Genomic DNA, 15,155 nt, shown 5'->3' on the forward strand with positions numbered 1-15,155 from the left:
AATTAGTAATATCTAATAAAACTTAACGTATTGATGAAGGGGCATAAGAATGGGCGACAGTATGCTACAAAGCGCGACCGAAGCGAGTGAGCTACTTAAAATTATGGCTCATCCGGAGCGCTTAATCGTGATGTGCAAGCTAATTGAAGGCGAAAAAGGGGTCGGTGAACTGTTTGAAGGCTCAGCATTAAGCCAATCAGCCTTTTCACAACACCTCACCGTATTGAGAAAACACGACATCATCAAAGCTCGAAAGGTGTCTCAGCAGGTGTTTTATTCGATTTCTGATGGGAGAGTCGCTCCGCTGATCGAAGCGTTTAACCAAGTTTTCTGTAAGCAATAATTCAAACTTTATATTGGTGATTATTATGTTTGAAGTTCCTTGGATGTCGCTTTTGGGCGGCGTAATGGTTGGCGCATCAGCGGTAATATTGATGCTCTTCACTGGTAAGACAGCGGGAATCAACGGGATATTAAATGGCGCTGTTGAGAATACAGATCGCGTTTGGCGAATTGTGTTCTTAATTGCGATGGCATTAGGCGGTGTGTTTGCTGTTTATGCCCTTGGCGGACACGTACCAACTGAGTACAGCGGTTCTCTTGGTTTGGTTGTCGTTGCTGGTTTGCTTGTCGGAGTCGGTACACGTATTGGTAATGGTTGTACAAGTGGTCATGGTATTTGCGGAATGGGGCGTTTCTCTGTCCGTTCTGTTGTCGCGACGTGTACTTTTATGGCAACAGCCATGTTAACCGTCTTGCTAGTCTCGTAAGGAATAGTGTCGTAATGAAAACCCACGTAATGAAAAGTATTAAGCAAATTTCCATCGTTGCATTTTCTGGTGTGCTTTTTGGTATTGGTATGGTGATTTCCGGTATGGCTGATCCGGCCAAAGTTATCGGCTTTCTCGATATTACCAGTGCGTGGGACCCAAGCTTAGCCTTCGTTATGGGCGGAGCACTTGCGGTGTTCGTTCCTGCTTATCTTTTATTAATAAAGCCAAGAAGCAAATCTGTGTTTGGTGATGAGATTGTCTGTCCGACTTCTAAAACGATAGACAAAAAGCTAGTTGGTGGTGCAGCACTGTTTGGTATTGGTTGGGGCTTATTGGGTGTGTGTCCTGGTCCTGCGGTTGCCAGCCTTTTTACTGGCAACGTACAAGTTCTGCTCTTTATAGCGGCAATGTTGGTTGGGTCATTCACCGCTAAAAGAGTGGTTCGTGGCTAAAGAAAGTATCAACGTTAAAAAGAGAGCGTCGTAGAAACTGGGCAATGGTCACTCAGTTTGTAGTCGAGCACATCTTGTGTTTTGAAAACGGTTTGAACACCAGACGACGCCTTTAAATCACCACTCACAATAATGTGGTCTATCACCGAGCGGAATTGGTGGGTTTTATTCGGATTACGATTAGAACGCACTTTACATTCCGCTTTGGTATTTTTGGTCACTAACTTAGCATCGGTATTGCCCGATAGTACTTCCCATAACCAATCTCCTCGATAACCCAAATTGTGGTTAAAGTCGCCAAGCACCACATATTGTTGTTTGTTGTCTTCGCGCGCTTTTATCCACTTAGCTAGTGCCTGTCCTTGTTGTTTCACTATCTTACAGTCGCGGTTATTGCGATATGCGCCACTGCAACCCGCTTTTAGATGCACAGAGAGTAGGTGAGTCTCGTTGTCTTGGTTTGGATTCAAAACAAGGTAGCTGGCGAAGCGGAGCTTGTTGTTGCCTCGTGTGATAGAAAAGTCTGGTTTGTCTAATACGTTTACGCCATTACGCACCGCGAAACCTGTGTATTGATTGGTATCGTTGAACTGAAGATGTCGATTAGAAGCGTTCGCACGATCAGACAGATAAATAGTGAAGTCATTGCCAACGGCTTTTTGGATGGCAGCAGGACTTTCGACTTCTTGAAAAGCAAGAATGTCGGCTTGTGTTTTATCCACATAGTGGGTCAGTTTTTCAAAATCTTGTGGTGTTCTCGAAACTTTTCCGCCATCTATAGATAACCATTCAATATTCCAACTGGTTAAGTTGATGGAATTTTGAGCGAATGAAAGAGAACTAAAAAATAATATCGTCGTAACAAAAAGTGATCGCATTTTGGTCTGTTGCACTCCTATTATTTAGCGCATTCCTTTCCATCCTTTATCCTATAAGACCTCGAAAAAAAGCAAGTGGATTTCGCTCCAATTTTGCAATTTTCACAGTTTTCTTCGCAACTGAGATCAGCGCCAATAAGATCGATTTGTTCTTGTTCGCTACCCATTTTTTATTGATCAAAATCAATGTTTTCAATTGGTGCTTCTCGTTAAATACGCCACAATATATTGTGTCATCAGAATAAGAAATAACCCCATATAGTGTATTTGTGGATAAGTCTGTGAGTATTTTGGGGTAAGGAGAAAAAGTGAAACCAATCGTAATCAAGCGTGACGGCTCAAGAGCTCCGTTTAACAGGGATCGTATTCAAGCAGCAGTAGAAGCAGCAGCGGAAAACAAAGACAAAGATGTCGCCATTTATGCACTAAATGTTGCTCTGGCAGTTGAGTTACAGCTTCAGGATCACGATGAAGTTCACATTCATGAGATTCAAGACTTAGTCGAAAATGAACTCATGCAAGGTCCTTACAAAGCCCTAGCACGTTCTTACATCGAATACCGCCACGATCGCGACATCGCTCGTGAGAAACAAAGCGCCCTAACTCGTGAAATCGAAGGTCTGATTGAAGAAAGCAACCTAGACCTAATCAACGAGAACGCGAACAAAGACGGTAAAGTGATTCCGACTCAACGTGACTTGTTGGCTGGTATCGTAGCGAAACATTACGCGAAGACACACATCCTTCCTCGTGATGTGGTTCAAGCGCACGAAGTAGGTGACATTCACTACCACGATTTGGATTATGCTCCGTTCTTCCCAATGTTTAACTGTATGCTTATCGATCTTAAAGGCATGCTAACGCACGGCTTTAAAATGGGTAACGCTGAGATTGATACTCCTAAATCAATCTCGACTGCAACTGCAGTAACGGCACAGATCATTGCTCAGGTAGCGAGCCACATTTACGGCGGCACAACCATCAACCGTATTGATGAAGTTCTAGAACCGTACGTAATCACAAGCTACGAGAAACACCTAGAGATCGCAAAAGAGTGGAAAATTGCTGAGCCAGAAGAGTTCGCAAAAGCACGCACTGAGAAAGAGTGTTACGACGCGTTCCAATCTCTAGAGTACGAAGTAAACACGCTACACACGGCGAACGGTCAAACACCATTCGTTACGTTTGGTTTTGGTCTTGGTACAAGCTGGGCATCACGCCTTATCCAGAAATCGATTCTGAAGAACCGTATTGCAGGTCTAGGTAAGAACCGTAAAACAGCGGTATTCCCTAAACTGGTATTCGGCATCAAAGATGGCTTGAACCACAAATCAGAAGATCCAAACTACGACATCAAGCAACTTGCGCTTGAGTGTGCGTCTAAGCGTATGTACCCAGACATTCTTAACTACGACAAAGTAGTGGAAGTAACGGGTTCATTCAAAACCCCAATGGGCTGTCGTAGCTTCCTTGGTACTTACGAAGAAAACGGCGAGCTGATTCACGAAGGTCGTAACAACCTTGGCGTAGTGAGCTTGAACCTTCCTCGTATCGCTATCCGTGCAAACGGCAGCGAAGAGAAATTCTACGAGCTTCTAAACGACCGTCTACGTCTTGCTCGTAAAGCGCTAGAAACACGTATCACTCGTCTAGAAAACGTGAAAGCACGTGTTGCACCAATCCTTTACATGGAAGGTGCGTGTGGTGTTCGCCTGAAAGCTGACGACTCAATCGCAGATATCTTCAAGAATGGTCGTGCGTCTATTTCTCTTGGTTACATCGGTGTACACGAGACAATTAACGCGCTATTCGGTACAGAAGCGCACGTTTACGATGACGCTGTGCTGCGTGAAAAAGCAGTAGCGATCATCAAGCACCTGAAAGACACAGTAAACGGTTGGGCAGAAGATACTGGTTACGGTTTCAGCCTATACGCAACGCCAAGTGAAAACCTATGTAGCCGTTTCTGCCGCATCGACGCGAAAGAGTTCGGCGTTATTGAAGGCGTAACAGACAAAGGTTACTACACCAACAGCTTCCACCTAGATGTTGAGAAAAAGGTGAACCCATACGACAAGATCGACTTTGAGATGCCTTACCCAGAAATCTCAAGCGGCGGCTTTATCTGTTACGGCGAGTTCCCGAACATGCAACGTAACGTTGAAGCACTAGAAAACGTATGGGACTACAGTTACACCCGCGTACCTTACTACGGTACAAACACTCCAATTGATGAGTGTTACGAGTGTGGCTACAACGGTGAATTTGACTGTACAAGTAAAGGCTTCACTTGCCCAAGCTGTGGCAACCATGATTCAACCAAAGTGTCAGTGACACGTCGTGTTTGTGGCTACCTAGGCAGCCCAGATGCACGTCCGTTTAACTTCGGTAAGCAAGAAGAAGTGAAGCGTCGAGTTAAACACCTGTAAGGTTTACTTAAGCTCAAACCCAATAATGAAAATCAACCTGTCGTGGGTTGATTTTCTTTTCTAGCCAGCAAAACAAGGCACGATTATGAACTACCACCAATATTATCCAATTGACGTTGTTAACGGACCAGGTACACGCTGCACGCTATTTGTGTCGGGCTGTGTACACCAGTGTCGCGGCTGTTATAACCAGTCGACGCAACGCTTGGATTCTGGTGTGTTTTTCACGCAAGAAGCAGAAGACAAAATCATTGCAGACTTAAACGACACGCGTATCAAACGCCGTGGTTTATCTCTGTCCGGTGGTGATCCTTTGCACCCAGCGAACGTGCCGCACATTCTTAAGCTTGTAAAACGCGTAAGAGAAGAGTGCCCGGGCAAAGATATTTGGGTTTGGACAGGTTACACGCTTGAAGAGCTAGACGATGCGCAGCGTGAAGTGACGCAATACATCGACACATTAATTGATGGCAAATACGAGCAAGATAAACGAGACCTCAATCTAGAATGGCGAGGCAGCTCGAATCAAATCATCCATCGATTCACTGAGCTTTAAGCGTTCCAACTCAAGCAAAGCCAAATATAAAAAGGGCACATTCGGATATTTCGAATGTGCCCTTTTGGTGTGAGTTCTTTTTAAGCTTTGATTGATGAAATCGTCCTGTTTTGAGCTTACTCAACAACTATAGCACAACGTTTCAGTTACGCCGTCACACTGGAGTCATCATCAACCATGTTATTAATCCATCGCTTAGACTGAATTCGGTGAGTCGTTAGAATGCCTTTTACTAATTCTTCGACCAGTAGGGACATCAACACCCAATGCAGTGGTAAACCTAACACCATCCCGGTGTAGTAGGTAAGCGGAATACCAATCGCCCATTGACCAAACGTGTCGATGAAAATGCTATAGCGAATATCAGCGCCACTCTTTAATACGCCTCCAATACCAACCATATTAAACACGCGCAGTATCATGCCTAATGCGAGCACCAAACATACATTCAACGCCATTTGTTTGTCTGTGAGCGGGCTCATCTCTAACAAATTCAAAATCAAAGGCGAACAAATCCATACGGCAAAGAACAAAATGGTTGCCAATACTGCGCTCGTTAATACATACCACCACGCGGTCTTATCTACACGGTCATATTGTTGGGCACCAATGTCATTCCCAAGCAGTACAGAAGCGGCAACAGCGAATCCCATAAAGGTTGAAATCAATACTCCTTCAATTGGTGATAGGAACGAGATAATCGCCAGTTCGGTTACGCCCAATTGGCCGTAAATGATGCTGTAGACTATCAATCCGCCAGTCCACAACGCATCGTGGATCAGCATTGGCATAGAAACTTTGAAATATTTGTTTCGATACTTCTTTATTGTGCCCTCACGCCAATCTGAAAGAGTAGGGAGCAGATGTGAATACCGACGGCAAAAGAAGTAAACCAGAACCGCAGTTTGGAAAAAGCGTGAGATAAAAGTACCGACTGCAGCCCCAAATACGCCCCATTGCGGAAAACCGAGTAGGCCAAAGATCAAAACCGCATTAAGGAAAACGTTCACGATGATAGCGGCAATACTGACGTAAGTCGGCATCTTTGCCTCACCAATGGATCTCAACACCGACTCAATAGGAACGACAACTGCCGTGCCTAACAAACTCAAACCTGTTACGACTAAGTATTCTCTCGCATAGCCAACATACTCAGGATCGTCCGCCATAAAAGAGACGATTTGTTTGTCATAAACCACATACAGCCAGATAAATGGCAGAGTCACCACTAGCGAAATAAACCAAGATTGCGCTAACGTTCTGCGTATGCCAGAGAGGTTTCCAGAGCCATAATATTGGGAGGCTAAAACCGTTACTGCACCACACAATCCAAACACCACGGCGAGATTAAAGAAAAAGATTCGATTACCAACGCCAACCGCTGCTGTTGCAGATTCACCTAACTGACTCACCATAAAAATATCGATGGCACCAAGTAACGAAAACAGCATGGATTGCAGTGACACAGGTACACCGATCGCAATCAGTTTTTTCCAAAATGCTTTGTCTATGTATTGACGTGTTAAGAGCATCGCATTTCTCCTCTAAGAACAATGCGAGTAGTTTATCCGTATGATTTGGCGGTGTATTTTTCAAAGACATCCAAAAGTTTTGTCAAACTATCCAGTCTTTATCGATGCTTTGATAAAACGCGTTTGCCTTTAGTGCATTTGTGAGTTGTCGTCCCATGGAAGAAAAACAAGAACGCTACGCTATTTCAGATAAGACCTATCAAGAATTTGTCGATCACACTCGAGTACTTGCCCTCGAAGAAAGGGGGATCGTCCAATGCGGCATCGCGACTTGCCGAGATTTCTTTTCGGTTTATCGCAAAAACCAGAAGAAACACATGTTGCTGTATACGGTTCGTGGCAAAGGCTGGTTGGAGAGCGGAGCTTGTCGTTATGAACTTGAGCCAGGATCGTTAGTGATCGTGCCAGCAGGCATTGAAAATGGCTTTGGGATGGAAGACGAGACATGGCAAATCGCATGGGTGTTTCTTTCCCAATATAAAGAGTGGGAAATGGTGAATGACGATATCGACTATCAACTCACCCCTGCGCCAGAGGTGATGTATTCCTGTATTCAAACCCTATTACGCAGTATCAATTTGCCCATAGATTATGGTGGTGAGGTCGGGGCGCATAGCGTTGCTCAGCTAGAGCTTATGTTAAACATGCCGCACTCTGACGCCCTTTCGAGAAACCAATTAAAACTGCGTCGTGTATTCGATTTGGTTCAACGACAGCTCCATAAAGATTGGACAGTAGAGCAACTTGCCGCACTTTATCCTTGTTCGGAGCCTCACTTACATCGACTAACGCAACAGCAGTTTGGGCGAAGCCCAATGGCACACCTAACTCGTATGCGAATGGAATACGCAGCCCGTTTACTGAGATCGACTGAGTGGTCCATTCAACATATTGGTGAAATAGTTGGTTATCCAACTGGTGCAAACTTTAGTACTCGGTTCAAGGCATGGTCGTCAATGACCCCTCGTGAGTTCAGAAAAAATGGCAAACTCGATATCAATTACGGTGAGTGAATCGTTCTTTTTGTGACCGATTGAGTTCATAAAATTCCGCAGTCACCAGAATTTTGTACTCTAATTGGCGAAATGAGTAAAAAATCATTTCGCCATTGTTAGCGAAAGTGTTACCGTGAGGTTCGATACTTGAATTTCAAAGGGTTATGACTTTCATGTTTTCTAATCTACCAACTCCCGTATTAGATCCCATTTTGTCTCTTTCCGTCGCATACCGCGGCGATGAACGTCCAAACAAGGTTGACCTTGGTATTGGCGTATACAAAAACAGCGCTGGTGAAACGCCAATCATGAAAGCCATTCAAATGGCTCAAGAAGTGGTTGTCGAAAACCAGAAGACCAAGTCTTACGTTGGCCTTGCTGGCTGTGAAGAATTCAACCAAAGCATGATCGATTTGCTTCTGACTGGCACGTCAGCAACAGATCGTGTGGCTGCGATTCAAACGCCTGGTGCGAGTGGTGCGTTACGTATGTTGGGTGACCTAATGAAGGTTGCACAACCAGATACAACGGTTTGGATTTCAAACCCAAGCTACGTAAACCACAAGCCAGTGATGGAAGCGGCTGGACTTAAAGTGAAGTTCTACCATTACTTCTCTCCAGAAACCAAGCAAGTTGATACTGCGAAAATGCTAGAAGACCTTTCTAAAGCTGGTCCTTCTGACGTGGTTCTTCTCCATGGTTGCTGCCACAACCCAACGGGTGCAGACATTGACTTCTCTACATGGCAAGCGATTACTGAGCTTTCACAAAAGAACGGTTTTACTCCGTTTGTAGATATTGCTTACCAAGGTTTTGGTGACGGTCTAGAAGAAGACGCAAAAGGTCTTCGTTTTATGGCCGACAATGTTGAAGAGATGCTGATCACAACTTCATGTTCGAAGAACTTCGGTCTGTACCGTGAGCGTACTGGTGCAGCGATTGTAATCGGTAAAAATGCAAAAGATGTGGCGAATGCCAAAGGCAAACTGCTTACGTTAGCTCGTTCAACATACACTATGCCGCCAGATCACGGTGCAGCATTAGTGAAAACCATCCTTCAAGATGCAAATCTGACTTCCGTTTGGAAACAAGAATTGAACGAAATGCAGCAACGCTTGCTGAACCTTCGTCAAACTTTGTGTAACGAATTGAGAAACAACCATAATACAGATCAATTTGATTTCATTGAGAGCCACAAAGGCATGTTTACTGTGCTAGGCTTTAGTGAAAACCAAATGGCGCAACTGCGTGAAGATTATGGCATTTATGGTGTCGGTGATGGTCGTATCAACATCGCTGGTTTAACCGAAACTCATATTCCTTACGTTGCTGACGCTATCCAAAAAGTATCTCAACGTTAATTGGGAGAGTTAATGAAGAACTGGAAACTGATTCTGCCGCTAATGATGAGCGGCGGTCTTATCGCTTGTACGTCGACACCGACGACCACTGAGCCCGTTGAGCCAGAGACACCAGTCGTTGAGCAACCGGTTGAAACACCGGATGTGAAACCTGAAGTAGAACCAAAGCCTGAGGTGAAGCCGGAACAAAAACCGGAAACTAAGCCTGAGAAGAAACCAGAACCAAAGCCAGAAAAACCAGCTAAGGTACAAAAAACACCTGATGGTATGTTGATTCTGGGTGCTGAAGAGTGGGTCCACATTCCAGCTATCAACCAGACGTTCAAAGGTCGTGTTGATACTGGCGCAACGACATCATCGATCAGTGCGACTGAAGTGGTTCCATTTGAGCGTGATGGCAAAGACTGGGTACAGTTCAAAATCGACATCAATGGTAAGGCGAGCAAAGAGTTCAAACTGCCTGTTGAGCGTTGGGCCAAGATTCGTCAATCTTCATCTGAAGACGTAGATAAGCGTCCCGTCGTTTTAGCTTATATCCAAGTCGGTGACTTAAAAGAGCAAACCGAGTTTACGTTAACAGAACGTGGTCACATGAAGTTCCCAATTTTGTTAGGTCGTAGCTTCTTCCGTGATGTAGCCGTTGTGGATGTATCTAAGAAATACGTTCAGAACAAACCAAGTGGCAAATAACTTACTGTTAAGTGCTTAATGTAATAACAAAAAAGCCTCTCAATCGAGAGGCTTTTTAATTTTAAATCAGTTACTTATTGGTATTAATAAGCAAAGCGCGCAGAAAGAACAAGCTGTTGACCATACGTGCCATTGTCTTTTAAATCTGCACCCAACGACAGTTGCTGTGTTGAATGGAAGCGAGCACCAAGGTTGTAGATGGTTTTAGAATCATCATTGTCGATCAACTGGCCAATACGACCGTGTAGTTCAACGTTCTGCATAAACCAAATACGTGTGCCAATGTTAACTTCGGTTTTCCATTCGTCGCCATCACCATTGTCTTTTTTAATGTTGTGGACCAACATTTGGCCGACGATATCCGCGAACTGACCAGCAGGACCATTAAAACCAATACCACCTGCAATGTCCCAATCGCCGCTGAACTCACTATCGGCACGGCCTACAAAGTGCGTGTTTTCTGTGAAGTAGGTTGTTACTTCTCCACCAAACGTACCTGGGCTAGTACCCATGCGGAATTCCATCGTGTTGTAGTTGAAGTTGTTTGCATGTGCAGATAGTGGCAAAACAGCGCACAAACCAAAGGCAGCAACCTTTAGAGCTTTACCTAACATGGGTGTCTCCGGGCAAGAAAATAATACGAACGAAAAAAAGGTCTGCAAAATGCAGACCAAGATTTACAAAGTATCATTTTAGGCGTTTCCCGTCACCTAATGCACTAGGACAAAGTGCGTATGATTTTTCAGTTCAATGTTGTGCAGCTCAATTGAGCGGCGAAAAGGCAAAATTACATAACAACAAGGTGTTCTACTTCAATCTCTGGCTTGCTGCCGCCTTCAAACTCGCCAAACAGACGTACTTTTGTCGTTTGGTCAATTGGCGTCGTTAGGCGGATGTCGTCGTCCAGCTCAACCATGATTTCACCAGAGCCGTCGCTAAAGATAAATTGGTCGGCACGAGTTTGACGAAGTAGGTTGCCTTCTACAACCACGTCTTTCTCAGTGAACATGCTTGAGTCTTTAATCAATGCATCGACTTTCTCAACGGTAACAGGGCCATTAAATTGAATGCTTGATTGGCCATGGTTGTGGTCTTTAGCCATTGCAACAGTAGGAGCGATAGCAAGTGCAGCGATAGTAGCGATAACAGTGTTTTTCATAATTTGGTTTCTCTATATAGGTGTTCGTTTTTGATGGTGCTATTAAAACAAACCTTATTTGAACCATTACTGATTCGAACATTCATATTCGATTCATTTTCTTGAGTCCTATACTGAGATAACGTTATGATTGTTCACCTTCTTTTTTCTCTTATTAAACGTTCATGAAATCACCAATCCCTTCATTAATGGTTCAAGGCACAACTTCAGATGCCGGAAAAAGCGTCCTTGTGGCAGGTTTATGCCGGGTATTAGCCCGCAAAGGGATAAAGGTTGCCCCATTCAAGCCACAGAATATGGCTTTAAACAGTGCAGTAACCAAAGATGGCGGAGAGATTGGTCGTGCTCAAGCGGTTCAGGCACAAGCTTGCAACGTTGAGCCTACGGTTCACATGAATCCTGTGTTGATTAAGCCGAACAGCGATACCGGCGCTCAGATCATCTTACAAGGCAAAGCGTTGTCGAATATGGACGCTGTCGGCTTTCATGATTACAAGAAAGTAGCAATGGGAACAGTGCTGGATTCATTCGCAAAGCTAACAGATGAATTCGAATCCGTGATGATTGAAGGCGCGGGCAGTCCTGCAGAAATCAATTTAAGAGAAAATGACATCGCAAACATGGGCTTCGCGGAAGAAGCCGACGTTCCGGTCATTATTATTGCGGATATCGATCGTGGTGGTGTGTTTGCCCATCTGTATGGAACGCTGGCGTTACTATCCGAATCTGAACAAGCTCGCGTTAAAGGCTTCGTTATTAATCGCTTCCGTGGCGACATCAGTTTGCTTGAATCTGGTCTTGATTGGCTAGAAGAAAAAACGGGCAAGCCTGTACTTGGTGTACTGCCGTATCTTCACGGATTAAACCTCGAAGCGGAAGATGCCATTACGGCACAACAAGAGCTGTCTTCACAAGTGAAACTCAATGTTGTGGTACCAGTATTAACGCGCATTAGTAACCATACCGATTTTGATGTGTTGCGCCTAAACCCAGACATTAATCTTCGCTATGTGGGTAAAGGCGAAAAGATCGATAAAGCCGATCTCGTGATCCTACCGGGCACGAAGTCAGTTCGAGACGATTTGGATTACCTACGTAGCCAAGGTTGGGATAAAGACATTCAACGCCACATCCGTCTGGGCGGCAAAGTCATTGGCATTTGTGGTGGTTACCAGATGCTTGGCAACGTAATTGATGACCCAAATGGCGTAGAAGGCCAGCCTGGTCGTAGTGAAGGTCTTGGTTTGTTAGACATCACGACAACTCTAACCGACAGTAAGCAGCTTACTCATTCACAAGCAGATTTAGTCCTAAACGGCAAAACAGCCAAAGTGAAGGGTTATGAAATCCATGTAGGAAGAAGTGAAGTACAGGGCGCACAACCTCTAAAGTTAAATTCTGGCGAGGCAGAAGGAGCACTGAGTGAATGTGGCCAAATTATGGGAACCTACCTACACGGGTTCTTCGATGAGGCAGATGTGCTGAGCTTGGTGTCTGAGTGGGTAAACGGCACTCAAATCAAACAACAAGACTTTGAAGAGTTAAAAGAACAGGGAATTAATCGCATTGCGGATGCGATAGAACAACATATGAATCTTGACTTTCTGTTCAAATAAATCCAGTTTTTAACTGTTTGAAGCATAAATAAAAGTGGGCACGTTGTTCCACAATATCTTTTTCTGCCTGTCTAGCACTGGAGTGTTTTTATGAAAGCATGGAAGATTCATGCTTGCCTAGCGGCAATACTGAGCGTTTCATCAGCAGCAAACGCAACGACCGATTTAAAAGTCTATGCGGCTTCGTCAATGACCAATGCGATTGACGACATCGCGCAAAAATTTGAACAACAATACGACGTAAAAGTCACACCAGTATACGGCGGGTCTTCATCCATTGCTCGCCAAATTCTAAACGGCGCACCAGCTGATGTGTTTATCTCTGCAAACACTAAGTGGATGAACTACTTAGTAAAATCAAAAGCGGTGAAGAGTGACAGTGTCACCGAACTAGTTCGTAATAGTCTGGTTCTTATTGCTCCTAAAGCTTCAACCGTCGCTTCATTTAACTTTTCAGACGCCAATGCATGGAGCCAAGCTCTAGAGGGCAATCACCTTGCACTTGGTAATCCAGTCTCGGTTCCTGCGGGCATGTATGCGCGAGAATCTCTTACTAACCTTGGTGTTTGGAAACAACTTGAGCGACAAGTAGCGCCAGCGAAAAATGTTCGACTCGCCTTGGCATTAGTTGAACGTGGTGAAGCACCACTTGGAGTGGTTTACAAAACGGATGCGCTTTTAACAGATAAAGTAAAAGTGGTCGGTGAATTTGCCAATAACACCCACGCTGATATCGTCTATCCAGCAGCTATCGTTAAAGACTCGACGCAATCAGAACAATTCTTCGAATATTTGAAATCTGACGATGCCAAACAAGTGTTTGCGCAGTACGGTTTTCAATAAAAAGGGCACAGAGTGACAGAACTTGAATACCAAGCCTTAATGTTAAGCTTAAAAGTTGGCGCGTATGCCGTCGTTTGGCTTATTCCATTAGGCGTCGCTCTTGCTTGGTTGCTTTCACGAAAAGAGTTTATCGGCAAATCCATTCTCGACAGCCTCATTCATTTGCCATTGGTTTTACCGCCAGTCGTGATCGGCTATCTACTGCTGATCTCACTAGGTCGCCAAGGCGTTTTAGGTAATTGGCTTTTTGAACACTTTGGTCTCGTGTTCAGTTTCAATTGGAAGGGCGCAGTTATCGCTTGTATCGTTGTAGCCTTGCCTCTAATGGTGCGTTCCGTTCGTCTTAGCTTAGATAATGTCGATCCTAAACTCGAACACGCCGCGTCAACGTTAGGCGCGTCACCTTTAAAAGTCTTCCTAACGATTACGCTACCTTTAACGATACCCGGTATCATTACCGGCACTATGCTGTCCTTTGCTCGCAGCTTAGGAGAGTTTGGTGCAACGATCAGTTTTGTCTCAAACATTCCCGGAGAGACTCAAACCATTCCTTTAGCGATGTACAACTTCATAGAAACACCTGGAGCAGAGATGGAAGCCGCACGCTTGTGCATCATTTCCATTGTCTTAGCCCTGTCGACGTTAATGGTTTCAGAGTGGTTAAATCGCAAAGCAGCTTCACGTTTGGGAGCTAAGCGATGAGTATTAAAATTCAATTTAAACAATCACTTGGTGAAACTGATTTTGATATCGACCTGTCGTTACCAGGTAACGGAATAAGTGCATTATTTGGCCGTTCCGGTGCCGGAAAGACCACACTAATCAACGTTATCAGCGGGTTGGTGACGCCAAAGCAAGGTAAAGTGTCGATTGGTGAACACGTTCTTTTCGATAGTAATGCGGGTATTAATTTACCCACGCACAAACGTAAAATCGGTTATGTATTTCAAGACTCGCGCTTATTCCCGCATTACTCTGTGAAAGGTAACTTGCTCTACGGGGTAGCCGAAAAAGACGATGATTACTTTGATAAAGTGACAGAATTGCTCGCGATTAAGCCTCTACTTAAACGCTTTCCAATCTCGTTATCCGGCGGTGAAAAGCAGCGTGTCGCCATTGCACGAGCCTTGCTATCAAAGCCAAATCTACTATTGATGGATGAGCCGTTAGCGTCATTGGATATGCCACGTAAGCGTGAAGTCATGCCATTTTTGGAAGAGTTGTCTGAGCAGGTCAATATTCCTATCGTCTACGTTACCCATAGCTTGCAAGAGATCCTGCGTTTAGCGCAGCACCTGTCGATTCTCGATAAAGGCAGAATCATGACGTCAGGTAAATTAGAAGAGGTATGGGCATCTCATGCTATGCGCCCTTGGCAGTCATTCTCAGACCACAGTAGCTTGTTTGAAGGCAAGATCGCGACACACCACGAGAAATACGCATTAACGTGCGTGAAACTCGCCCCAAGCGCTTGTCTGTGGGTTCAAAAAGTGGATGAGGAGCCGGATACACCAATCCGACTGCAAGTGCGTGCAAACGACGTTTCTATCGCGCTAGAAAAGCCAATATCAACATCGATTCGAAACGTATTACCAGCAACGGTGGCGTCAATAGAAGCGCTCTCAACTGGTGAAGATAAGCAAAGTATCACTGTCTCATTAAAGCTTGATGAAGATTGTCACTTATGGGCGACGATAACACCGTGGGCATTGGATGATCTGAATTTGAAAGTCGGTGATGAGGTTTATGCTCAAGTCAAAGGTGTGAGTGTCACGCAACGCGATATTGCTTTGGCGCACCATTAAGTTTTCTAAACCTTAGATACACAAAAGGCCGCAGGAGCGGCCTTTATTATTAAAGAAAGTGTCGGA

The 15,155-nt window shown here is 44.6% G+C and carries 16 protein-coding genes; 12 read left to right on the forward strand and 4 right to left on the reverse strand.

All coding sequences use genetic code 11. From position 1 onward, the window contains the following. Positions 1 to 49: 49 nt before the first annotated feature. Genes VCHENC03_RS17500 through VCHENC03_RS17490 form a run of 3 tightly spaced genes read left to right on the forward strand, consistent with a single transcriptional unit; the run spans position 50 to position 1,225 of the window. Positions 50 to 343 carry an ArsR/SmtB family transcription factor gene (locus tag VCHENC03_RS17500; protein WP_009705373.1) on the forward strand — a complete coding sequence of 98 codons (294 nt, stop codon included), beginning with the start codon at positions 50 to 52 and terminating at the stop codon, positions 341 to 343. Positions 344 to 353: 10 nt separating this feature from the next. Then, the gene (locus VCHENC03_RS17495) at positions 354 to 770 is read left to right on the forward strand and encodes a YeeE/YedE family protein (RefSeq protein ID WP_332307000.1); all 417 of its coding nucleotides are present in this window, start codon (positions 354 to 356) and stop codon (positions 768 to 770) included. 14 nt (positions 771 to 784) lie between these two features. Next, the gene (locus tag VCHENC03_RS17490) at positions 785 to 1,225 is read left to right on the forward strand and encodes a YeeE/YedE family protein (protein WP_009705375.1); all 441 of its coding nucleotides are present in this window, start codon (positions 785 to 787) and stop codon (positions 1,223 to 1,225) included. Between the two features lie 14 nt (positions 1,226 to 1,239). Here VCHENC03_RS17490 and VCHENC03_RS17485 read toward each other — a convergent pair whose 3' ends face one another. Further along, positions 1,240 to 2,103, reverse strand: coding sequence for an endonuclease/exonuclease/phosphatase family protein (locus VCHENC03_RS17485; RefSeq protein ID WP_009705376.1), 864 nt, complete (start codon positions 2,101 to 2,103; stop codon positions 1,240 to 1,242). A gap of 308 nt (positions 2,104 to 2,411) precedes the next feature. Between VCHENC03_RS17485 and nrdD the strand changes: the two genes are divergently transcribed. Next, the gene (gene nrdD / locus VCHENC03_RS17480) at positions 2,412 to 4,532 is read left to right on the forward strand and encodes an anaerobic ribonucleoside-triphosphate reductase (protein ID WP_009705378.1); all 2,121 of its coding nucleotides are present in this window, start codon (positions 2,412 to 2,414) and stop codon (positions 4,530 to 4,532) included. Between the two features lie 85 nt (positions 4,533 to 4,617). After that, entirely contained in the window at positions 4,618 to 5,088 is a 471-nt protein-coding gene (gene nrdG, locus VCHENC03_RS17475) for an anaerobic ribonucleoside-triphosphate reductase-activating protein (protein WP_005435220.1), read from the forward strand. Between the two features lie 146 nt (positions 5,089 to 5,234). Here nrdG and VCHENC03_RS17470 read toward each other — a convergent pair whose 3' ends face one another. Then, positions 5,235 to 6,620: an MATE family efflux transporter gene (locus tag VCHENC03_RS17470; RefSeq protein WP_009705379.1), complete on the reverse strand. Its 1,386-nt coding sequence runs from the start codon at positions 6,618 to 6,620 to the stop codon at positions 5,235 to 5,237. Positions 6,621 to 6,775: 155 nt separating this feature from the next. Between VCHENC03_RS17470 and VCHENC03_RS17465 the strand changes: the two genes are divergently transcribed. From VCHENC03_RS17465 to VCHENC03_RS17455, 3 genes are all read left to right on the forward strand, one after another. Next, the gene (locus tag VCHENC03_RS17465; RefSeq protein ID WP_009705380.1) at positions 6,776 to 7,633 is read left to right on the forward strand and encodes an AraC family transcriptional regulator; all 858 of its coding nucleotides are present in this window, start codon (positions 6,776 to 6,778) and stop codon (positions 7,631 to 7,633) included. 155 nt (positions 7,634 to 7,788) lie between these two features. Next, a complete protein-coding gene (locus VCHENC03_RS17460) occupies positions 7,789 to 8,976 on the forward strand; it encodes an amino acid aminotransferase (RefSeq protein WP_009705381.1) in 1,188 nt (395 codons plus the stop codon). Between the two features lie 12 nt (positions 8,977 to 8,988). Beyond that, positions 8,989 to 9,666 carry a putative ATP-dependent zinc protease gene (locus VCHENC03_RS17455; protein ID WP_009705382.1) on the forward strand — a complete coding sequence of 226 codons (678 nt, stop codon included), beginning with the start codon at positions 8,989 to 8,991 and terminating at the stop codon, positions 9,664 to 9,666. Between the two features lie 83 nt (positions 9,667 to 9,749). On the opposite strand, the gene VCHENC03_RS17450 is transcribed toward VCHENC03_RS17455, so the two are convergent. Together VCHENC03_RS17450 and VCHENC03_RS17445 are read right to left on the reverse strand one after the other, a co-directional pair. Then, a complete protein-coding gene (locus VCHENC03_RS17450) occupies positions 9,750 to 10,280 on the reverse strand; it encodes a hypothetical protein (protein ID WP_009705383.1) in 531 nt (176 codons plus the stop codon). 173 nt (positions 10,281 to 10,453) lie between these two features. After that, a complete protein-coding gene (locus tag VCHENC03_RS17445) occupies positions 10,454 to 10,825 on the reverse strand; it encodes a YgiW/YdeI family stress tolerance OB fold protein (protein WP_005427087.1) in 372 nt (123 codons plus the stop codon). Between the two features lie 164 nt (positions 10,826 to 10,989). On the opposite strand from VCHENC03_RS17445, the gene VCHENC03_RS17440 reads away from it, so the two are divergent. The 4 genes from VCHENC03_RS17440 to modC all read left to right on the forward strand — a co-directional run bounded on the left by VCHENC03_RS17440 (position 10,990) and on the right by modC (position 15,089). Then, positions 10,990 to 12,441 (forward strand): cobyric acid synthase, encoded by a 1,452-nt coding sequence (locus tag VCHENC03_RS17440; RefSeq protein ID WP_032802394.1) that lies wholly within the window; start codon positions 10,990 to 10,992, stop codon positions 12,439 to 12,441. Positions 12,442 to 12,531: 90 nt separating this feature from the next. Next, a complete protein-coding gene (gene modA / locus VCHENC03_RS17435; protein ID WP_009705385.1) occupies positions 12,532 to 13,284 on the forward strand; it encodes a molybdate ABC transporter substrate-binding protein in 753 nt (250 codons plus the stop codon). A gap of 12 nt (positions 13,285 to 13,296) precedes the next feature. Beyond that, positions 13,297 to 13,986, forward strand: a complete 690-nt coding sequence (modB, locus tag VCHENC03_RS17430) for a molybdate ABC transporter permease subunit (protein ID WP_009705386.1) — start codon at positions 13,297 to 13,299, stop codon at positions 13,984 to 13,986. Further along, positions 13,983 to 15,089 (forward strand): molybdenum ABC transporter ATP-binding protein ModC, encoded by a 1,107-nt coding sequence (modC, locus tag VCHENC03_RS17425; RefSeq protein WP_009705387.1) that lies wholly within the window; start codon positions 13,983 to 13,985, stop codon positions 15,087 to 15,089. The genes modB and modC overlap by 4 nt, the downstream gene beginning before the upstream one ends. Positions 15,090 to 15,155: the final 66 nt, after the last annotated feature.

The organism is Vibrio sp. HENC-03, assembly GCF_000305755.2.
GTDB lineage: Bacteria > Pseudomonadota > Gammaproteobacteria > Enterobacterales > Vibrionaceae > Vibrio > Vibrio owensii.